At 43.6% G+C, this 22,221-nt stretch carries 15 protein-coding genes; 12 read left to right on the top strand and 3 right to left on the bottom strand.

Annotation, left to right across the window (positions count from 1 at the left end):
- Window positions 1–10: 10 nt before the first annotated feature.
- From tssH to L4D19_RS22650, 10 genes are all read left to right on the top strand, one after another.
- Window positions 11–2,623, top strand: a complete 2,613-nt coding sequence (tssH, locus tag L4D19_RS22695; protein WP_428454371.1) for a type VI secretion system ATPase TssH — start codon at window positions 11–13, stop codon at window positions 2,621–2,623.
- Window positions 2,624–2,880: 257 nt separating this feature from the next.
- On the top strand, window positions 2,881–3,360 hold the full coding sequence (locus L4D19_RS22690) for an Hcp family type VI secretion system effector (protein WP_075767962.1): 480 nt from the start codon (window positions 2,881–2,883) through the stop codon (window positions 3,358–3,360).
- A gap of 70 nt (window positions 3,361–3,430) precedes the next feature.
- Window positions 3,431–5,341, top strand: coding sequence for a type VI secretion system tip protein TssI/VgrG (tssI, locus tag L4D19_RS22685; RefSeq protein WP_428454370.1), 1,911 nt, complete (start codon window positions 3,431–3,433; stop codon window positions 5,339–5,341).
- Window positions 5,342–5,431: 90 nt separating this feature from the next.
- The gene (locus tag L4D19_RS22680) at window positions 5,432–5,719 is read left to right on the top strand and encodes a PAAR domain-containing protein (RefSeq protein ID WP_428454369.1); all 288 of its coding nucleotides are present in this window, start codon (window positions 5,432–5,434) and stop codon (window positions 5,717–5,719) included.
- A 72-nt stretch (window positions 5,720–5,791) separates the two neighbouring features.
- Window positions 5,792–6,667 (top strand): hypothetical protein, encoded by an 876-nt coding sequence (locus L4D19_RS22675; protein ID WP_428454368.1) that lies wholly within the window; start codon window positions 5,792–5,794, stop codon window positions 6,665–6,667.
- A gap of 19 nt (window positions 6,668–6,686) precedes the next feature.
- The gene (locus tag L4D19_RS22670; RefSeq protein ID WP_428454367.1) at window positions 6,687–11,066 is read left to right on the top strand and encodes an RHS repeat-associated core domain-containing protein; all 4,380 of its coding nucleotides are present in this window, start codon (window positions 6,687–6,689) and stop codon (window positions 11,064–11,066) included.
- A 2-nt stretch (window positions 11,067–11,068) separates the two neighbouring features.
- Entirely contained in the window at window positions 11,069–11,464 is a 396-nt protein-coding gene (locus L4D19_RS22665; RefSeq protein WP_428454366.1) for a hypothetical protein, read from the top strand.
- Window positions 11,465–11,497: 33 nt separating this feature from the next.
- Window positions 11,498–11,854 (top strand): hypothetical protein, encoded by a 357-nt coding sequence (locus L4D19_RS22660; protein ID WP_428454365.1) that lies wholly within the window; start codon window positions 11,498–11,500, stop codon window positions 11,852–11,854.
- Between the two features lie 371 nt (window positions 11,855–12,225).
- Window positions 12,226–12,570 (top strand): carboxymuconolactone decarboxylase family protein, encoded by a 345-nt coding sequence (locus tag L4D19_RS22655; protein ID WP_075767969.1) that lies wholly within the window; start codon window positions 12,226–12,228, stop codon window positions 12,568–12,570.
- Window positions 12,571–12,998: 428 nt separating this feature from the next.
- On the top strand, window positions 12,999–13,655 hold the full coding sequence (locus tag L4D19_RS22650; RefSeq protein WP_428454364.1) for a hypothetical protein: 657 nt from the start codon (window positions 12,999–13,001) through the stop codon (window positions 13,653–13,655).
- A gap of 188 nt (window positions 13,656–13,843) precedes the next feature.
- Here L4D19_RS22650 and L4D19_RS22645 read toward each other — a convergent pair whose 3' ends face one another.
- The gene (locus L4D19_RS22645) at window positions 13,844–16,711 is read right to left on the bottom strand and encodes a C25 family cysteine peptidase (RefSeq protein ID WP_428454363.1); all 2,868 of its coding nucleotides are present in this window, start codon (window positions 16,709–16,711) and stop codon (window positions 13,844–13,846) included.
- A 663-nt stretch (window positions 16,712–17,374) separates the two neighbouring features.
- Between L4D19_RS22645 and L4D19_RS22640 the strand changes: the two genes are divergently transcribed.
- Entirely contained in the window at window positions 17,375–18,754 is a 1,380-nt protein-coding gene (locus L4D19_RS22640) for a MipA/OmpV family protein (protein WP_428454362.1), read from the top strand.
- Window positions 18,755–18,881: 127 nt separating this feature from the next.
- Entirely contained in the window at window positions 18,882–19,496 is a 615-nt protein-coding gene (locus L4D19_RS22635; RefSeq protein WP_428454361.1) for a lytic transglycosylase domain-containing protein, read from the top strand.
- Window positions 19,497–19,600: 104 nt separating this feature from the next.
- Here L4D19_RS22635 and L4D19_RS22630 read toward each other — a convergent pair whose 3' ends face one another.
- Together L4D19_RS22630 and rsmF are read right to left on the bottom strand one after the other, a co-directional pair.
- Window positions 19,601–20,194: an FMN-dependent NADH-azoreductase gene (locus L4D19_RS22630; protein WP_239411477.1), complete on the bottom strand. Its 594-nt coding sequence runs from the start codon at window positions 20,192–20,194 to the stop codon at window positions 19,601–19,603.
- 544 nt (window positions 20,195–20,738) lie between these two features.
- Window positions 20,739–22,169 (bottom strand): 16S rRNA (cytosine(1407)-C(5))-methyltransferase RsmF, encoded by a 1,431-nt coding sequence (rsmF, locus tag L4D19_RS22625; RefSeq protein ID WP_428454360.1) that lies wholly within the window; start codon window positions 22,167–22,169, stop codon window positions 20,739–20,741.
- Window positions 22,170–22,221: the final 52 nt, after the last annotated feature.

Raw genomic sequence — 22,221 nt, 5'->3', positions numbered from 1 at the left:
GGATCCTTGTATGTCGACAATGACGTTGAAGTCTCTCGTAGACAAACTGGCACCAAATTGCAAATCCTTGCTCGAGTCGAGTGCCGCTCTGTGTAATAGCCGTAGTCATTTTAGTGTTGAGATCCAACACTGGTTAGCCGTAATGGTTGATGAGCCCAATGGTGATTTATCTCTAATTGCGGATCAGTTTGGTATTGAAATGGCTGAACTAAAAAATGAGTTGCACCAGGCATTGGAGCAATTTAAAACTGGCAATAGTAATACGCCGGGTCTATCTCCTCATCTCGTTGCGCTATTACGTTCAGCCTGGCTGGCTGCGACTATTGAGTTCGACGACCATCAAATTCAGTCCGTCCATCTGGTTTATGCACTACTAAAAGATGAAACCATGGGCACCCTGGTGGTAAGAGGTGCCGGTCAGTTGGAAAGAATCGATCCTTCTGAGTTGCTGTTTGCATGGCCGACTATTTTAGAACAAGGATCACCGGAACAAACTGCGACTCCTGACACCGTAAATTCAACACAGGGAAATGAGACTGTAAATCATCAGACGCTGGCACAATACACGATTGATCTGACGGAGCAGGCAAAAGCAGGAGGTATTGACCCAATATTAGGCCGTGATAGTGAAATCCGGCAGATGATTGATATTTTGACCCGGCGGAGGCAGAACAACCCCATCCTGACCGGAGAAGCCGGTGTGGGTAAAACGGCAGTTGTAGAAGGACTGGCCCAGCGTATTGTATTGGGTGATGTGCCGGAATCATTAAAAAATGTCTCGATTCGAGTTCTGGACTTGGCCTTGCTTCAAGCAGGTGCCGGAGTCAAGGGAGAGTTTGAAAATCGCCTGAAGAGCATAATTAAAGAAGTAAAGCAATCGCCTACTCCTATTATCTTATTCATTGATGAAGCACATACGTTAATTGGTAGCGGAGGCCAGGCGGGACAAAATGATGCAGCGAATTTAATCAAGCCAGCTCTGGCCCGAGGGGAGTTGCGCACTATCGCGGCGACAACCTGGGCTGAGTACAAGAAGTATTTTGAAAAAGATGCTGCTCTTACAAGGCGCTTTCAGGTGGTTAAAGTAGAGGAGCCTGATGAAGCAACAGCCGTTGTTATGTTACGTGGCTTGTTACCCGTTATGGAAGCCCATCATAATGTGACCATTACCGATAAGGCTCTTCATGCGGCGGTAACATTGTCTAACCGTTACATTAATGGACGTCAGCTTCCGGACAAGGCGGTCGCATTACTTGATACAGCTTGTGCCCGGGTTGCAATGAGTCAGGTGGGTACGCCGGGTAAGGTTGAAGATTTAGATCGCCAGCGTCAGCAGCTTAGTGACGAAATGGCGGTATTGGCCAAGGAAGAAATAACAGGAGACGATCACTCGGCGAGATTAGAGAGTTTAAGAAATAGGCTTATCCAAGTAGAAAGCCAGTATAACGAAATGGAAAATCAGTGGCGTGACGAGAGTAACCTGGTCCAGCAGGCAAAAGCAATGTCGACCAAGCTGGTGTCCGTTTCCGAGGCGGAATCGCTGGATTTGGAAAAGGCGCAGTTGAAGGAGATTAAGTCAGTACTTGGTGAAAACCCTGAGCCTATGGTTTTTCTTCAGGTTGATGAAGTACTGGTTGCCGAAGTGATATCGGATTGGACCGGCATTCCGTTGGGGCGGATGCAGAGTGATGAAATTAAAACCATTTTGTCGTTAAATGACAGGATGAAAGAGCGGGTTATTGGCCAAGATCATGCGTTGGATCTGATGGGGAAAGTCGTTCAAACAGCAAGAGCACAACTGAGCGATGAGCGAAAACCCGATGGCGTATTTTTATTAACCGGCCCGAGTGGTGTAGGGAAGACAGAGTCAGCACTTGCATTGGCAGAACAGGTATACGGTAGTGAAGATAACGTAACCATTATCAATATGTCTGAATTTAAAGAGGAGCATAAAGTTTCTTTGCTGGTGGGTTCACCTCCTGGCTATGTCGGGTTTGGTGAGGGAGGGATCCTTACCGAGGCAGTAAGACGTAAACCATATAGTGTGGTATTGCTCGATGAGATGGAAAAAGCGCACCCTGGTGTTCAGGACATTTTTTACCAGGTCTTCGACAAAGGTACGCTGAAAGATGGAGAAGGCCGCGATATCGACTTCAAGAATACAATCATTATTATGACCTCGAATGTCGGCACAGAAACGACGATGGCACTCTATGAAGATGAAGCAACCGCACCGGGCCCTGAAGGATTAAAGACGGCGATATATGATGAAATGATGGAGGTATTCAAGCCTGCATTTTTGGGGCGTGTAAATATTGTCCCTTATGTACCCCTTAGCACCGAGGTGCTCGAAAAAATAGTGCACCTACAGTTAGAGCGAATTGGCAAGAGGCTGAACAATAACTATAGCGCATCATTTAAATATACTGTTGATGTTGTTAATTATTTAAATAATCGTTGTTATGATCCCGGATTTGGTGCAAGAGCGATCCTAAACCACCTTCAGAATATATTGTTACCATTAATATCTAAGATTATTTTAGAAAGATTATCAATAAAAGAAAGTATCAATAACATAGTTGTTGATATTTGCGATGATACATATGACGTAAAAATTGATTAGATTTATGAGTGCCACAGGTTTAATTGCGACGTAAATCAAAGTCCAAATCATTACTTCTTAAGTCTTATTGTTTTGGGTGTGATAATTATATTTGTTCGTCATTATATTGTTTTCCAAAGAGTGTGTGTTTTAATTGTTATATTTGCAATTAAAAGTAATCTCTTTGGTTTTTAATTAAACTCATCATTATAAATGCTGATAGAGTTGAAAATAGAACCCGTTACAGGGATAAACCAGTAATGCTATAGGAGATTAGCATGCAAGCGAATACCTACCTTAAATATGCTGATATTAAGGGCGAAGCTACTGCAGAGCAGTATAAAGACTTAATTACTTTATTGTCTGTTGACTGGAGTGTTGGTCGGGAAATTACCTCATACACAGGTACAGCGCAGGATCGTGAAGCGAGTTCAACACGTCTTTATGATATGACTATTACCAAACTTCAGGATAAAGCCTCGCCAGACTTATTTAAAGAAGCGACCATTGGTAAAGGTAAACCTGCTGTTTTCCACATCACCAAGCAAGGTGAAAAAGTGGAAGAAATCATGAAAATTGAACTTACTGATGCAATGATTTCTAACTACAGTGTATCGATTCAGGATGATCGACCTGTTGAAACCATCACTATTTCTTATACTGAAATGATGATGACAGTAACGCCGACGGATGACCAAAACAATGTCCAAGCGCCGCTTGTATATGGCTATAGTGGTGTTAAAGGTCAACAGATGTAATTTAGTGAGCGTACGGGGTAGCGAAGCTATCCCGTAGCATTACAATACAGCTCCGTTTGGATTAGCAATAATGAAAAAAGCAACTCAAGATAATAATATTATCAGAATAGATACGCCTTTGGGAAAAGATGTATTACATCTTACTCAAATAGAAATACAAGAGGGAATATCTTCGCTTTTTTCTATACAAGCCCATGCTTTTACAAATGGGCAATTGATAAGTTCAAAAGAACTGATTGGTAAGCCTGCTACTATTACCTTGCTTTATAACAATGACGTAGTTGTTTCCAAGCGTTTCTTTAATGGGGTTGTGACATCAGTACGTTCGGTTGGAAGCCGAATGTCTGCAATTGCTGATGGAGATAAATACCAAGACTATATACTATCGATTAGTCCGTCACTCTCATTTTTATCACAGCGAACAAACTGTCGTATTTATCAAAAACTCAATGTTGAAGATATCATTAAGCAAGTATTATCGGAGCATGAGGTAAAAATACAAAGTGAACTAAAAAAATCATACCCAATCTATGATTATAAAGTTCAATATCATGAAACTGATCTGCAATTTGTAAATCGCTTGGTTGAACAAGAAGGTATATTTTATTTCTTTAGGCATGATGAAAGTAACCATTATGTTGTATTGGCAGATGATGTAACAGCGTACCAAGAATGCACGGAATCATTGGTTGCATTTACAACAGGAAGTCTGTCTGAGGCACATGTTCATTCATGGTCAGGTGCATTGGAAGTTGCGCCGGGTAGCAGTGTTAAGAAAGGGTATGATTTTATAACGCCCGCATCAAAGCCTTCGGGAGAGCATGTTAATTCAAGTTTAGTTGTACAACAGTCTGCTTTAGAGGTGTTTGAATATCAGGCTGGCTCTGAGTTTAATAGTCGAGCTCAAGATGTTGCCAATGTTTCTCTGGAATCCTTTCAGCGCGATACCGAGCAGTGCTCGGCAGCAAGCAACTGTCGCAGTTTCAGTGCAGGTCAGTACTTTACCTTTAAATCTCATGAAGATAAGCGAGTTGAAGGCAAGGGCTTTCTGATCACCCAACTAAATATGGAAGTCGCGATCACAAGCCAAACAGGTGCTAGCAAAAGTGCCTATCAAACCATTCGAAACCAGTTTTCATGTGTACCGAAAGAAACACTTTACAGGCCACAGCAGCTCACGCCGAAACCTCGAATATATGGTGCCCAGACGGCCTGTGTGACAGGGGATGAAGGTGATGAAATACACATCGACAAGTACGGCCGGGTAAAAGTGCTGTTTCATTGGGATCGAGAGGGTGTTGCTGATAGCACGAGCTCTTGCTGGATCCGTGTTGCTCAAAACTGGGCTGGTAACCGGTGGGGCGCATTCTTCTTTCCTCGGGTTGGCCAGGAAGTGCTGGTCGAATTTTTGGATGGTGATCCTGATCAGCCTATTATTAGCGGTGCCGTGTATAACGGCGATCAAATGCCGCCGTATGAGCTGCCTGGGAAAAAAACACAGAGTGGCGTGAAAACACGTTCGACAAAGGAAGCCGCAGAGGACAATTTCAACGAGATTCGCTTTGATGACGATAAAGGGAATGAACTGCTCGCTATCCATGCAGAGAAAGATCATCATTTAATGGTTGAAAACGACTATCAGCTGCTAATTGAAAATGATTGCCGGCACACGGTGAATAACGACCATCAATTTGTAGTCGAAAATAATAGCCAGCAAACCATTAAAAATGATTACCAGCTTCTTGTTGAAAATAACTGCAATCAAACCATAACGAATGACTACACACTGAAAGTCGACAATTGTCTTAATGCTCATATAGCTAAAGAATTGGTTATTAATGCAGGAAAGAAAATAGTACTTAAAGCTGGTGGTGCTTCACTGACACTGTCCAGCAGTGGTGCGATTGATATAAAGGGATCAAGCATAAAGGTTAATGGAAGTACTATTGCCCTAAAAGCGGGCTCTATCGCATTAAATTAGAGATTTGAGCAGAAAATTGGTTAACTGGCAATGGGTTAAGAACTTAATAGGGAGTCAGCAAGTTGATATTCATCTTGTTGTAAATAGAAGATGGGAAAACCAGCCGCTACAGTGAGTTGTTTTCATATGTGTCCTAAAACAACAGGAAAAATCCCGCATGTTGGCGGTCCGGTCGCAGCAGGTTCGGGGAATGTGTTTATTGGCGGTCTTCCAGCGGCTAGAAAGGGAGATATGTTAGTGTGCATCGGTCCACCAGACAGTATCAAAGCGGGATCATCGTCAGTATCAATTAATGGCAAACCTGCGGCGAGAATGGGGGACTCAACTGATCATGGTGGAAAAATAGTTGTTGGTAATCCTACAGTTACGATTGGGTGAACAATGCTAATTGAGATCGAGCCGCAGTGTCTCCGGATAGGAAAATATACCGACCATCAACAGGTGTTAGCCATGGATCCATCGTTGCGTCTTCAACCGCAGCTTGAGGTGATAGATAAATATAACAGTATATTGTCACTACCGATTTTGCCTTTATCTGAAGATGCTCATTTCAAACGTCAGGCGGCAGTTTTACAAGCAAGCTTATTGGATCGTGAATTTGATTGGTACGCTGCGCCAGTGTTGTTGCTTTTATCCGATCACAAAGGCAATGACGAAGAATGGTACTACCAATTATTCTCAACGCTTTGTAAAGCTATACCGGCCTTAACGAATCACTCAGAATGTTATTTATTCCCTTATGGTTGCTCTGCGATGTTATTGGCCTGGCGTCATCTTGAATATTTATTATGTGAGAAGCGACATCCTTATATTTGGGTCTTAGCTGTAGATAGCGATCCGCGCCTTAGTTCTTGTGTTGTTGGTCAGTCGCAACAGCATCATATTCAGCTAAATAGTGGTATTGCCGCTGAAAGTGTTCTTTTGGTCAAGATTCGTTTATCAGAAATTGGACTCACACGAAATTGGTTTGCAAGTGAAACACGAGATAGAGAAATAACCGAGGCCAACATTGAGCCCTTATTTAGATGTTATAGCACTGAGCACAGTAAGGGTATTCAGCAATTTTATGCCCCAAATACTGGAAGCGCTGAATTAGTTGAGAAGTGGGCAACCGCTTATCACCTGCTTCACCCATTCGTGGGATCCCGAACTCAGGTTGTAATGACTGGAGTCACAACGGGCGAATTAGGTGCATGTAGCGGCCTTTATAACCTATTGCATCTATACCGACGTTATGAGTGCGGTGAGTATTTGCACAGTACTTTGCAGCTGGAAATATCAGATAGTCAGTATTTAGGGGCTGCATCGTATACCTGGCATCAATAGTAAATCATTGTAGGATGACATGGACGAAATTAAGCAGTTACAGCTTAAAGCCAATGATGGCAAAGCATATATATTTACTGTTGCAACTAATAATTCTAGTCAAATATCGTCTCAATTCGAAACGCTTCAGTTAGCCCGGCTACATGTTGATAAATTTGCTCGCCTAAGGCCAAGGCAGGGCGGCGATTTATTGGCTGTACTTGGGATGCTTGATTTTCAGGCTGAAGTCCAAGCTAGATCCGGTAGCCATAATGCATTCGTTAAAGCGCAGGAAAGAGTCGCGAAGGCTTTATTTGAAGGGGAGCTAACAGTATTTGAAATTCCGGCTATTGACCCCGTTGTTATGCATCAACCGTCGTTGCTTGAAATTGCGGCTAAGACAACAAAGCAGGTAGGGACACAAGGGGGTAAAAAGGATAATTCCTCTGCGGGGAAAGACAGTGTTCGAGATAGCAAAGTGCCGGTCACACCTGATGAGATGGAGTATTGTGGCGATCCTGTATCGATGGCCACCGGTGAAGAAATTCTGCATTTAACGGACATTTCTCTGTCAGGAAGTTCGCCTATTCAATGGCAACGGTTATATCGTTCCAGTCTTTGCTCGGACAATGTCGGATTAGGTTATGGATGGCGAAGCAACTTCCATTACGAGTTAACCAAGTACCAGTCGGCGGATGGAGATAGTGAGCAGTGGCGCTTTATCGATAGCCAGGGCTCGGTGTTGGTGTTCGATGATGTAGATAAAGGAGCTGTGAGTTATCAATTAACCGCAGGGGCTACGCTGTATCATGATCCTCATGGCTATTATCAGCTCGTGCTAAATGATGGCCGACAGTTGCGTTTTGTCTATCAGCATCGGCGTTGGTTGCTTGAAAGGTTGCGAGAAAATGAAACCCTTCAATATCGTTTTAGCTACTCCAGCGCAGGGCGATTAACACGAATAGTTGCTAATAACTGTCAGGCACTTGAATTACGATATGATGCCGGCGGAAATCTGATTGAGGTTCAGGCTAATGCCGGGGGGACGCCTTCTGTTCTGGCACATTATCACTATAGTGCTGAAGGGGATTTATGCGAAGCAAGTAACCGCCAACAGCAGGTTGAGAGCTATCAGTATTCAGGCCACTTACTGACCCGTAGAATTCGTCCATCAGGCTTTAGTCATTACTTTAAATGGCAGGGAGTAGGCTCATCAGCCAGATGCATTGCTCAGTGGGGGGACGAAGATAATTATCGGTATAGTTTTGAGTATGAGCTTGATAAGCATACGGCAGTGAGCACCGATAGCCTGGGCAATCAATGGCGATACGAGCATAACGCTCAGGGAAAGTTGATTCGGAAGGTGTCTCCGAAAGGGCATGTTTGGCGATATTGTTATGACTCTCGCTCAAGAAAAATTGCGGAAATTACTCCTGGCGGCGAAGCAACGCAATTTTATTACAATCATTATGGCCAGCTAAGTGAGAGACAATCTCCAGACGGCAGCATAATGCGTTATGACTATAATCGAATGGGGTTAGTTAGCCGTATAGTCGATGCTGAAGGTCGTGAATGGCGTAATGATTACAACAGCTTTGGTCGACTGTTAAGCCAGTATGACCCAGCAAGTGGCACCAAGCAATTTCATTATGACCGCCATGGAAAAGTGATTTGTATTGAGCACTCGAGCGGGCATAGCCAAAGGTATTGGTGGGATGAATGTGGGCTATTGGTCGCATATCAAGGTGGTGAGGCAATAACCCGTTACAGCTATGATGAACTAGGCGAAATTAACGGTATTATCAATAGCGATGGTTGGGTGACACAGTTCAAGCGGGATCGTTCGGGAAATATAATCGAAGTCGCTGAATACCCGCAAATGAACCCAGAGCAACAACGTTGCCTTTTTATTGATTACGACTGGGCAGGTCGTCCTACATCATTCACTGACGCATTAGACAGAACATATACTCTTGTTTATCACGGCCTTGCTCAACCTGTTCAGTGTATTCGCCCTGATGGCAGTTGGTTGAAGTTTCAATATGATAAAGAACGTAACCTGACAGCTATAGAGCGTAGTGATGGTGTTTCTTACTGTCTTGAGTACGACAGTGAAGAGCAGATACAGAAGACAATTGGTTTTGATGGTCGTACTCAGGAATATCAGTATGACGGGCAGGGGCGATTAATTAGCCTAGCAGAACAAGGCGAGCGATTAGTACAGCTCAAGCGCGATAAATGCGGCCGAGTGGTTGAGCAACGTTATACTGCTTTGGGGGTATCCGAGTCTAACCATTTCCAATATGACAATATCGGGCGTTTAATCCATGCCAACAATGCCCAGCGTAGACTGAGTATCCATTATCATCGTAATGGCCAGCCAGCAAAGATATGCCAGGATAATTGGATTATCTTGCATGAATACGATGCTAACGGAAATCGTATTACTACCCGGTTACCAGATAATCATCGAATACATTATCGTTATAACGAAAAAGGCCTACTTACAGGTATCGACTGGGATCAACAACCATTGTTCCAGTGTAAACTCGATAGCAGTGCAAGAGAAGTTTGCCGTGAGCAAAGTAACGGCGTAACACTTTCGCAATCGTTTGATGTGCAGGGGCGTTTGAACCAGCAGTGTTGGAAATATGCTAGTGCCGAGCATCGTCGGCAATATCAATTCAACCAAGTGGATCAGCTTGTTGGCATACAAGATAGCGAGCAGGGTGATAGCCATTATCAGTTTGATCAACTCGATCAACTTAGCGGCAGTCAATTACCTCATCAACCAGAAAAGCTATTCACCTTCGATAGCTTTGGCAACCCACAGACTCATCTAAATGACAGCAATAGCCAACAGGGCAACAAAGAGAGCCACGTCAGCCATGACAAGCTATTGCAATGGAAAGACACCCACTATAGTTATGACCGCTTTGGCAACCAAATAAAACGCCATGCCACGCAAGGAAATGAACAGCGTCGCTTCAATGGCTTAAACCAGTTAACGAGTCTGAAAAAAGGCGGTAAATATACTCAGTATCATTACGACGCCTTAGGTCGTCGAAGTGCAAAAATCACCGAAAGCCAGCGTGTTGATTATCTGTGGGATGGCGACCAGCTCATCGGCGAGCACTGCAACGGGCAATATACCTGGTACGTGTATGAGCCAAACAGCTTCAGGCCTGCTGCCCTAATTAAGCAAGGGGAAATCTATTATTACCATCTTGATCACCTTGGTACCCCGTTAAAACTGACCGACAGCAGCGGTGAAACCGCCTGGCAGGCGGAATACAGTATTGACGGTTTGGCCTCTCCAGTGATTGAAACTATCAGTAACCCGCTGCGATTCCAGGGTCAATACTTCGACGAAGAGAGTGGCCTGCACTACAACCGCTTCCGGTATTACGATCCTGAAACAGGGCGATTTATCCATCAAGATCCGATAGGGCTACTCGGTGGTATTAATCCCTACCAATACGCGCCAAACCCTGTGCTGTGGACAGATCCGCAAGGGCTGAGTTGTAAGGAGGGTGCAGCAGTAGTTGCTGTAGCAAGAGCAGTACCTTACAAGCCTACATTAAATGTACTAAGCAATAATGTTATAAAACTGACTACACAAGCAGCAGCTAATGATGCGTTGTACACTGTTGAGAGATCATTACTAGCTGAACTAGCTCCGGCATTAAGTCGAATTGCAGCTGCAATACCTGCTTTGTTGTATAGTCCTTCAGCAGGCGGAGTGCTTGAGCAATATCAGGCTTCTGATGGAACGACTTACAGTAAATACAGCAGCGAATTGCTGTTCAAGGCTGTAGCACCTAGCGGTGAAACGTGGTTTGCAGAGAATATTCAAGACGATATTAATTACCGCACCTGGCTCGCAAATGGTGGTGATGGCACATTTGAAGATTGGCTCAGCCAAGGAAAACCTGATAGCCTAGAAGTTGCAGATGTTCCAAACAAGATCTCATTGGATGATGCGATTAGTGGATTACGAAATACTACAGGTACTGAAGCTAATCAGTTTGCTCGACAAATAGCCGAAATGTCAACCCACGTTAATCAGAATTTGAACCGCTTGGTTCTAGGAAGATGGGCTGAAAATGGAGGGTATATTGGAGAGGCAAAAACCAATGGTGGTGTATGGTATGAGACTGACTCTAGCTTCTTTTCCAAACTTACCGATGGTTTGAGTGATGCTGAAGGACGTGCAAAAGCTTGGTCTGTCAATGAGCAATTTCTTCAAGGACAACTAGAGCGCGGTGTTAGTCGAATTGACCTTTATGGTGAAACTATCAGAGAAGTGTTGATTAATAGACCAAACAGCTTCACGGCAATGGAAATTAAGTTTCTCGAAACAAATGCTAAGGATTTTGGTTATGTTAGAGATGGTAATTCTTGGATTAAGGTTGACTAATAATGGCTAGTAACTTTCAGAGAAAAGTACAACTAATCTTGGCGGAATTTTTTTCTGCTAAGGGCTTTAAATATGAAGAATCTATAGATTTTAATGAAGGTAACAAATCTATGATTGTTTATAGCTCTCCGCAATGTAAGTTAAGCTTTTATCGATCTCAAAGGGATGGCGAAGTCAATTGTTTGGTCGGTACTATTGGAGCAGACAATATAGATTTGGATAGTGGTAAATGGTTATTCTTGAGTTCATTGTTGTCTGAAGGAAAGGACTCGTCGATAGAGGAGTTGCTAGCTGCTGTTCCTGAATCGCCGAAGAGCGATGAAGAACAGCTTTGTGATATTGAGATTAAACTGAGACATAATTTTGATGAGATCGTGAAGGGACTGATTAAAATGTAGTTCCAAACGGAGTTGGTAGTAATAAATTTATAGATGAATATTATTACGTTAGATGGAAAAAAAGTTTTCGATGGTAGTGATGTTGAAACAGCAATTCTACCTGTAAATTTTGACAATCATAGATTTATTATTCCGGCAAATGAATTAAAGCCGATTTATGAGTTGGTTAGTTTTTCGAATTCTGTTAAACCAAATGAAATTTCATCATTGTTAGGTTGTAAAATCACGACGCTGGGAAAGTTGAAAGTTTTTCATGGTAGAAAGAAAGGCTTGACGTTATATTTTCATTTAAGTCAACTTGATAATAAACCAATATTATTGATATTTTCCTTGGGTGAATATCAGTTAGGTAGAGTGATGTGTTTTTTTGAATCTGCCATAGGGCTTTAAGGAGTAAGCATAGCTTCAAGTTGGTTGCGTTGGTTAACCATCAAGATCCAATAGGGCTACTAGGCGGTATTAATCCTTACCAATACGCTCCAATACTCTGCAGTGGACAGATCCGCTGGGGTTGAGTTGTAAGGAGTGGGAAGCACTAGTAGCTGTAGCAAGAGCGGTACTTTACAAGCCTGCATTAAATGTACTAAGTAATAATGTTGTATAGGCCTTCGGGATATCAGTGGGGTTGTGAGTTATTAAAGGGTAAGTCGCTCTGAATTCTCTTGATGATTTATGTTCTGGTAATATTAGTAGAGTCTTTAGAACAGCTGAAAGAACACTGTCTATACTAATGATTAACTTCATTATGAGAGGATAGAGTCATGGCAGGTAACCCTTCCAATCAATATCTTAAAATCAAAAAGCGTCATCCGGATCTACTCAATGCACTAGAGGCGCTTGGTAAGGCAACGAAGCAGGAAGGGCCACTGGATGAGAAATCAGCACAGTTGATTCAACTCGCGGCGGCAGCAGCCATTCGCTCTGAAGGCGCGGTTCATAGCCATACTAAGCGGGCACTAGAAGCGGGTGCAAGTGCCGAAGAAATACGTCATACGCTCATCCTGCTAACAAGTACACTGGGCTTTCCTTGTGTGATGGCAGCGCTGAGCTGGGCGGATGAGAAAATTGAGACTTTTCAGTCGACCGATCCTGACTGGGAAGTGTAGTTCGAAAACAAGAGACAACAAAAAACCCGCTGCATTAGCGGGTTTCAGGTGCATATCTGAAAAGAGTATGAAAAGCGCGTCGAGAGTTAGCTATTACAGGGTTCTGCTTCTCTCTCGTTGACCATGCTACAAGCCCAGAAACTTACATGGTTGCTACTCTTTCCCCTCATCTCAAAAGACCTATTGGCAGAAAGATACGCTTTCCAATATTCAGTATAGATCAGCTTTAACTGACGTCCAGCATTATGAGTGAAATAAAGCACTGTCTACTTCCTGCAGCAGCGAATATTCTTTCGTTGATCAGTTGCTAAGTCTTTGCATAATATACCTTATTTGCATAATGAGAGTTTACGCACTGAATTTAAAATCGCTCTGGTGAATGATAAGAGCTTCTGAGGCATTACGTAGTTTGTAAATAGATGAGTGGTATGATTCAACAAGAACAACAATTTAATGACGCGCTATTAGACAAACTGGTAGCACATTTTGGGGTAACAAATATTAAAAAGGATGGGGGATATATTCTACGTGATGGCAGTTTACTCAATTTGAATCGTTCTGATTTGAGTAATCGTCAGTATCATCGGGCAGTTGCGGAATTACTACCTAAAGAAATGCATGGTGCCTGTGATGAGATAACAATTGTTAACTTAATGACGGCGACAGGTATTATTCGCTATGAAGCCCGGGGGCGTGTGCATGTCGCAACAAAGCCAACTCAACCACAGCGCCGTAAGTTGTTTGAGATCATGAAATACAGCGAGCATAGTTATCGCGTATTGGTATCGGATACCAATGCCGCTACGATCGGTGACAAGAATTTTAAATCTCCGCAAGCACATGAGTTACTGCAGTATTTTGAAGGCTGTTTCAGTGGTAATCAACAGCAGTATCGGGATGATGAGTTTGGCATTAGTAAAGAGCAAGACGATATTATTTTTACTTTTCGTCCGGCACAACGTCAGATTGGGCGTTATCAGCCAAGCACTAGAACCTTTACTATAGTGCCAGAGTTCGAAGGTTCCATGGCTTTGTTTAAAGAAAAAACTGCAAAGTTACTGCAAGAGGAAAGCAATGTGGTTTGATATCAATATTTTATAAGTTATCTGATAGCTACTTAATGAAATATTGATTTTTACATGCGAGATGAGGTTTATTTAGTAGTGAAATTAACTCAGGGAGGCTATAAGTTGCCTCCCTGTTTATTTATATCAACACTATCCAATATAACGATATGATTTTATATCGATATTAAATTGCTGCCTAGTCTCATTTACTTTTGGCCATTCACAATAATGGAATGGGTTGACGATGATTTTTTTCCTTTGTCGTCAGTGACGGTTAACTTGAACTTGAGTGTGGTATTTACCTCAGGCGTCAATGCGTACGCATAGCTGCTCGACGGATAGGCCATTTTGACTTCAGGCCCTGCAATTTGGCTCCATTGATATTTGGCTATAGAACCATCCGGATCTGATGACTTTGTTCCATCAAGGGCTGCCCATTGAGAGAAAGAAGCAACCTGCTCTTTAGCGACACTTGCAATAGGTGCTTTGTTCCTATCTTCGTTTCCGGCTTTTACAATAACGGTCTGAATAGCTGAATCACTGTTTCCAGCTTCATCAGTAATTGTCAGCTTAAACTTGAGAGTGGTGCTGTAATCTGGCGTGATCGCGTAGGCATAGTTATTATCGGCATAATCAATTCGTACCTGAGGGCCTTGAATCTGTGTCCATTGATAGTGAACATTCGTGCCTTCTGCGATAACCGATTTTGTCCCATCTAACGTAACCCACTGGCGAGCAGGCGCAGTTTGAGTATCACTGACCCTGGCGGCAATACTGTTAGCGCCAACAGCTATTTTCCCTTCATAAGCTGGTGCATTATGCTCTGTTACAGTAAGAGTCATCGGCTCGCTGGATGTCAGTTCAAAGTGCGCAACACCATTTTCGTCTGTTGTCATTACATGGGATTGACCTGACGTTGATACTAACGCTACCCGTGCATCTTTTAGTCTGTTGTCTCCGCTTTGGACAACCACATCGAATGAAGCGTTGCTTCCACTAGAAAGGCTATCAGGGTAGGTGACGGTTAATGCCTGAGGGCGTTGGGTACGCAACTCTAGCTCAGGATCGCCAAACCAACTAAAGAATCGAGCCGTTGAAAGTGCTGTACCACTGGTTCCGTAATGGTTAAACAGACGGTGCTTAGCACGGTTCATTGCCATAGCCGGGCGCCAGGATACAGGATAAATATTACTGGACCAGTTGCCGTCGTAATCATCCCAGAAGCTATCCATAATCGCAGCATGCATCAAGTCGTTGTAACCCGAGTAGCTAACCCGCGCAGCACCTGTAAAGCCAATGGCACCGCCGTTGGGGTTGCGCATCCAGGATTCTGCAAAAGAATCTTTGCCGTCAAACCAGCCGGTTGCACAGTTCAGACTGAACACCACCGGTGACATGTTACCATTGGCCAGCGCACTGACTTCGGTAGCGGTATAGTGTGGGTCTGCCCAGCCGGAGCCGTTGCCATATCCATGATCTCGGTGCAGAACGAGGCCAACACCTTGGTTAATGGCATCAGATATTTGAACATGGTTGCCATTGCCTTGGTTTTTCCATGCCTGTGGAACCGGGCTTGGGGGAGTGACTCTGGCGCTACCGTAATCCCAGCCACCATATTTCAATTCTTTAGATAAATCGGCGTCCCACTGCAGGGCGGTATGGATCTGATAGCCTTTATTGAACAGGTCGCCAGGTCCACCAAAGAAGTTATAGTCAGGGCCCAGGAAGTCAGCGACTCGGTGAAGATCTTCCATGAACATCCTATCAGCAACTCTGTTACCGTCGTTGTCCTGATATTGCCCGGCAAGTAAAATATCATTATAGCGATCTGAATCGACCGGCGTTTTTTCGTAGCTTAAGGTACGAGCGACCATACTGGTTATTTGGGCTTCAGTATCGCCAGGGAAGCGACCCAGAACCAAGTCAGGATACTTATCATCACCATCAACTAACGTATATTCGAAGTCGGTATGCCATTTATGGTTCTTGCCGTGGTAGCCGTGGCCAACAATTTCCCAGCCTGGAATATCTTCGTGATCGCCAACAAACAAGACGTAAGATGTCATTGTCCCCGCGCTGTAAGCATTGGTTATGTAGTTCTTTATTTGCTCCTGCGTATTACCGGTCTCTGTGATCGTCGCAACGTGGACGTTGTAGCCTTTTTGGCGTTTCCATGCAGCAAGAGGTGCTATAGCGTCTTTGAATCGATCTGCGGTAATGATTAAGTAATCTGCCTTTTGGGCTGGTGTTAAGGTAGCATCATGTTCGGCTTGGCTTGATTCGAAAGCCGGATCCGTTGCTTGGTTTGCTTTGGTTCGAATGTCAATAACCGAGTCAGATGGAGCATCAAACCCTAGGTTGTCACTACGCTTAGATTTAGACCCGTTACTTTCAGGAAGCGTGTAGTTGACATGAAAGCGGACTTTTTTCGCGAAGCGGACAGTTTTTTCTACAGGGCTAAACTCAATCGGTCGATAAGATATAACAGCGTAACTCTTGCCACGAACACGGACAGTTTCGACAACATCCACTGGCTGTGTTTTGCTATCAGTGATCAGTCCATAAGCCGCTTCATCTTTCACGAAGGGCATGTTTTGGTCAGGACGAGTCCCATCCATTTCGACAACATCAGGGAAAGGCAGTTGAACAGGGTCAACGATGGTATCGGTATATGTTTCAGACCACTCGATATTGTCTACAACGATATTGAGCTGGGCGCCATCAGGAATACGGATTAATTGCCTATATCCGGTTAAATTCGGTTTTCCCGGTTCGGCAGGACTGCCGCCATCTGGCAATATGATGCGATCATATATATTGCCATCAGCCATCTTTACTTTAGCCATTGTTAGTGATGTTAGCTTAGCCTCAAATATTGCTCTTTTACTATCAAGTGTCATTAGCGAAAAGTATTTGCCTGGCTGTACTGATTCTACAGTAGGAGCGACATCAATGGGTTGCTCAAAGGTGATGACTCGCTCATTGAAAAGAGAAGCATCAACGTGTTCGACGGCAATTGCGGAATGTGAAAATAGCGCGAGGGTTATGAGGAGCCTCGTTTTATTCAGCTTCATTTTATTCTCCTGTATGAGTTGTGTTTAGGATAGGTAAAAGTGCTGCAAATAATGCAGTTGGATTAATATTTAAAATACTTACGTCGATTATTGACTATATTGTCTTTAATTACTTGTATAACTTTGTACTGACTTTAATTTGTCATGTTGGATAAGCAACAGATGAATCACTGCAGGGTGATTATCAATTACTATTTATTCGCACGCTTACATCTCCTTTTAAATGGATTGTGATTAAGAGTGTGAATAAATATCCTTATAAGTTATCCACTAGTTGTGTATTTAAATGACTATTATTTGTTGTTGATTGCTTTGTTATTTGTCGGTTTGCCTTTAATTGATAGGTTAATTAAATTGTTCAGATCTTATGGATGCTTTATATATACCATGAATTTAAAATTGCGCCGCAAAAAATTGCATGTGTTAGATTGGTTTGTAATACAAATTTGACATTACTCGCAGAAATATTTGTTTATGATTTTATCAGTTGTTCGTATGGTGACACTTTTAAAGGAGCTTACTCCAATCGGATCCATGTTGCTGCTATCTTTAACAGTTGTGAGGAGGGGGAAGCACTTGAGTTACAATTAAAAAATTGTACTTCATACGAATAAGTACGCTAAATTATTAAGATTAAAATGATAAATATAATGGGGACAGGGTTTGTTGAAGTATTGGATGGGGCTTATCTGTTGTATTCCGGTGATCGTTTTTGCAGGTACCTTGGCAGAGGGCGAAGATGAGCAGAGAGACGTTGTCAGGGAAAGCAATTCTAATGGATTTATCTCAGTTGATGATTTAAGGGTCAAACGGGATGGAGAGCAAATGTGGGGCATAGCCGCGGTTGTGCGTAATGCTTCAATACCCTATGCCACTGAACAGGTTGTTAAAGACTCAACGGTATCGACTTTTGTGCCGATGATGTTCTACCGCGGTGATCGCTTCTTTCTTAGCGGTACTGAGGGAGGGGTGAACCTGTTTCGCCAGGATGAGTGGGAGGTGAATGCATTAGTCCGTATGCATTTTATTGATATACCGTCTTCGTTTCAGAATCAGATTGGTGGTGACACAGGGGATATCGGGTTTCAACTTAAGTATCACTTTGATGACAACCTCTATAGCGAATTGGAGCTGTTAACGGATCCCGATGGTAGGATCAGCTCTCAGGCGTCTGTTGGTGGTATATACAGCTATGGTGACTGGCGTTTTAGGCCAGAGGCATCGTTACTTTGGAAAGAGTCCGACTATAACAGTTATTATTATGGCCTGACGCTGGAGTCTATTAATGCCGGTGCGGATTTGAAACTTGGTGCTTCAGGAAGTTACCATGTCACCTCAAATCTGTATCTTCTGGGTGGTGCTCATGCCACTTACTTTGATGGCAACATTCGTGATTCAGAAATCGTGAATTCAGATTGGCAGGGTGAGCTTTACTTGGGCTTTGGATTCTTTAATGATGCTAACAAGCCCAGAAAGTCATCTTTAAGTAACTCTCCCTACTTACGTGTGGCGCATGGGTGGGCAACGCCTTCTAATATCGGCGAAATCTTTTCTGGTAACCGGGTAAAAGATGAGTTCGATAACAAGTTAACATCACTCTTCTACGGACATCCGTTAACTGATGAGCTGTTTGGCCTCCCGCTCGATATTTACCTTACCCCGGGGTTTGTCTGGCATTGGAGCTCTGATGTTCAGAGCTCTACCCAAGAGTATGTTGTCGCAGTCAAAGCCTATTATACCGTTGAGTGGCCTGTAGAATGGCGTATTGGCGTCGCGGAAGGTTTGTCTTACGTTGACAATATAACGTATATAGAACAAAGCGAGATGGATAGGAAAGGCTATGAGCCAAGCAACTTGCTGAACTATTTAGACTTTTCATTTGATGTGAATTTAGGCGATTTATTTAACCATAAGCCATTAGACGGTGTGTGGTTAGGTTACAGCCTGCATCATCGCTCAGCCATATTCGAGAGTGCTTCACAGTTTGGACGGATTAAAGGCGGTAGTAATTACAATACAATTTATCTGCAATTCGATCTCTGATTAAAGCTGGCAGTTATCGTTCTACTAGGCAGGGCCCGGAGATTGTTTTACACTTCGGGCCGGCTAAAAGGACACTAAAGTCGATCTGTTTTTCTGGTATCTAGATGCCTGTCAGTATGGGTAAAGAATGAGACATCGCGCTTACTTAATTTTGATGCTTGCTGCACAGGCTGTTAATGCTTCACCCGATAATCAGGCTTTTCTTAACCTTACAAGTGATAATCAGGTACTGCCTTCTTCTTCGCTGGTCTTTGACAGCCCAGTCAGTGGGCTAGATTGGGGGCAGGGGCTTTTCTCCGATCATTCGGTGCAAAACAAACCTAAGTTTTATCGCACGGTATTGCGTTACTCTCAACACTACAATGTACCGGCAGATTTGGTACTTGGCATTATCAAAACCGAATCTAACTTTAATCCGATGGCTGTAAGCCACAAAGGTGCAAAGGGGTTGATGCAGTTGATGGACATGAACTCCCGTCACTGGAAGATAGACCCATTTTCGCCCGATCAGAATATTAAAGTGGGTACTGCCATGATAGCTCGCCTGTTGGAAAAGTATGACGGTAATATTGAACTAGCGCTGGCAGCTTATAATGCCGGGGAAGGTTCGGTTCGAAAGTATAAGGGTGTCCCTCCTTTTAAAGAAACACAGCAATATATTGTTAAGGTGAAGAACAGTATGAAGTCGTTTGCGTCTATAAGCCCGCCAGTGGGTTCGTTTCCATCACTTTTTCATCACTGATATGTGAGAAAGTGAATAATAACCTTAGAGTTTTTACCGATAAAAAAACGACAGGCCATGAAGTGGCCTGTCGAAAAACAGTGGAAGTTCAGGAGTGCGCCTAATTAGGCTGTTAATTGCTCAAGTTCAGATTTAGCGTCAGCGATTGCTTTAGTTGCAAATTCGTCACCCATCGCAAGGGCTTCGCCGTAAACAAACTCAACATCTGTAAGTCCAACAAAACCGAGAATCGTCTTAAGGTACGGAACCATCAAATCGGTTGCTCCGTCTTTGTGGATACCACCTCGTGTGGTAACAACAATAACTTTTTTGTCAGTTAATAAGCCTACTGGACCTGTTTCTGTATAAGAGAATGTCACACCAGCACGTGCAATTAAATCAAACCAATTTTTAAGCTGTGTTGGAATCGTGAAGTTATACATTGGCGCCGCGATAACTAGCGTATCACTTGCTTTTACTTCCTCAATCAACTGGTCAGAGAGAGCTAGTGTTTCTTTCTGGCGAGCAGTCAGGTTATCGCCACCGCGAAGGCCGCCAGCAATTTCACCATCAAGAACAGGCAGGGGATTCGCTGCTAGATCACGTTCGATAACAGAGCTAGTTTTTGTTTCCCAGGATGCGATTAAGTGATCAATTAATGCGTTTGACTGAGAATAATCGCCTAGAATGCTTGATTTCAAAACAAGTACGTTTGACATGGTAATTTCCTTTGCGCTTTGTGTTGGCTTGAGACTAACTATATTGACTGGGAGATGATGAAGATAGCGGAAAAAGTCGTCCAAGTTGTTCGAAAAACTTGAATGGCAGAAAATGCTAAATGATTATTAAAAACTTTCAATGCTTTACGGTTTCTATGGTGGTTATTTTTATCGTGTTGCTGTGTGCTTTTGGGGGTGGGGCTCAGACAGTGTTAGAAAAAATTGTGCAACATACTGAGCATAGCGTTAAAAATGCTGTACATATCTGCCTGGTAATGTGGTTTGACGGCGAAATTGCAAATTGAAGACAAAAAATAGCCCGAAACGACTCCTGTCTCGGGCTTAGGGGAATGGCTCGTGAGAGCCTTGCGCTAACTGGTTAGTAAATGGAGATCAATTACACTATCAATGGTAGTTCAAGCAGTACAATTTGCCAGTTTAAGCACTGAGAATGTCATTCGCCTCTGACACTGCTCCCATATATTATTGATGTCATTTATATTGTGCTGAAAGTGATGCTTTATCGTTCGCAGCGTAATACCAGTTAGATATCGAATAAATTGTTGTCACGGACTAATTCGCGAGGGAGGCCGTTCTTGATTCGGTTACCGACCCATTTTCCGATGCCAATAGGGTAGTCTCGATATGTGACGATGACCTCACCTTTACCAGACAGGTCTTCAGGTCGAATATCACGTCCCATAAACCATTCTTTCGCTTGTTCGGAAGTCAGTGCAATCGCGACCGTTTCATCACCGGTGGCCAGTGACATAATGGCTTCATGCTGCCAGCGGTACCCTTTCTTGTGCTGTTCAGCGAGCTTAATGCCAATGCGTTGGAAACGAATCTCACCAAGCAGGTTGCGCAGTTTCGCCGGGAACAGCCACACTTCTTTATCTCGAAGCCATACCTCGCTATCGTCAGGTAAGACGATATCAAGATCGGCTTTGATCGCTTTTGCAATAGCTTGCTGGTCTTGGCTCTTGGCAAGGCTAAACGGGAATTTGCCCATGCGCTTTTTGACTTTTGGCGATTCGACGGAATCCAGTTTTCGGATCCGGGCTACAAAGAAACCTTCGCTGTCGAAAATTTGAGGGTAAACGTGGAGGAAACCATCCTCCGTCAACGCTTTGTCTGCGCCGTCAAATAGTGTATCTAACGGTTCAAATTGTACTGCATCGCCGAAGGTATCTTTTAGATAATGGCAGACCTGTTGGTTTTCACTTAAATTCAGGGTGCAGGTTGAGTAGACCATCACACCACCAGGCTTTAGTGCCTGGAAGGCGCTGACAATAAGGTTACGTTGTACTGCTGCAATTTCTTCGACTGACTCAAGGCTCCAGTTTTCCATCGCATCATCGTCTTTACGAATAGCGCCTTCACCTGAGCATGGGGCATCAAGCAGGATAGAATCAAAAGACTCAGGTGCCCAGCCACCAAATACACAACCGTCAAAGTGGGTCAGGGATGCGTTGTACACGCCGCAACGTTGCAGGTTGGAGTGAAGCACCTTTATACGGCTAGCGGCGAGCTCGTTGGCAACCAATGCACCTTTGTTATTCATTGCGCAGGCAATCTGGGTTGTTTTTGAGCCTGGTGCCGAAGCCATGTCTAGTACGCAATCAAGCCCATCGTTGTCTTGTAGCAGTGCGGTGACAGGCATCATGGAGCTGGCTTCCTGAATGTAGAACAGTCCAGCCATATGCTCTGCAGTGTTGCCTAGAGATACTGTCTCTTCATCTTCTCGTTCTATCCAGAAACCTGTCTCGCACCAAGGAACTGGTGTCAGCGTCCAGTCTTTATCAGCGACGCGGGCCAGAAAGTCTTCCACACTGATTTTAAGCGTATTTACCCGGATGCTTCGGCGTAGTGGCGTTTTACAACAGGCAATAAACTCATCCAGATTCAGGTGTTCTGGCATGATCTGACGAATTTGCTCAATGAAGGCTTCAGGGATGTGGATATTAGGATGCAAGGGAGTATCTCGTTTAACTAGCAATGGGCCGAGATTCTATAACAAAGCCTAT

The sequence above is a fragment of the Photobacterium kasasachensis genome, from assembly GCF_050336885.1.
Taxonomy (GTDB): domain Bacteria; phylum Pseudomonadota; class Gammaproteobacteria; order Enterobacterales; family Vibrionaceae; genus Photobacterium; species Photobacterium kasasachensis.
The sequence above is the reverse complement of the archived record's forward strand: the minus strand, read 5'-3'. Positions and strand labels throughout refer to the sequence as shown.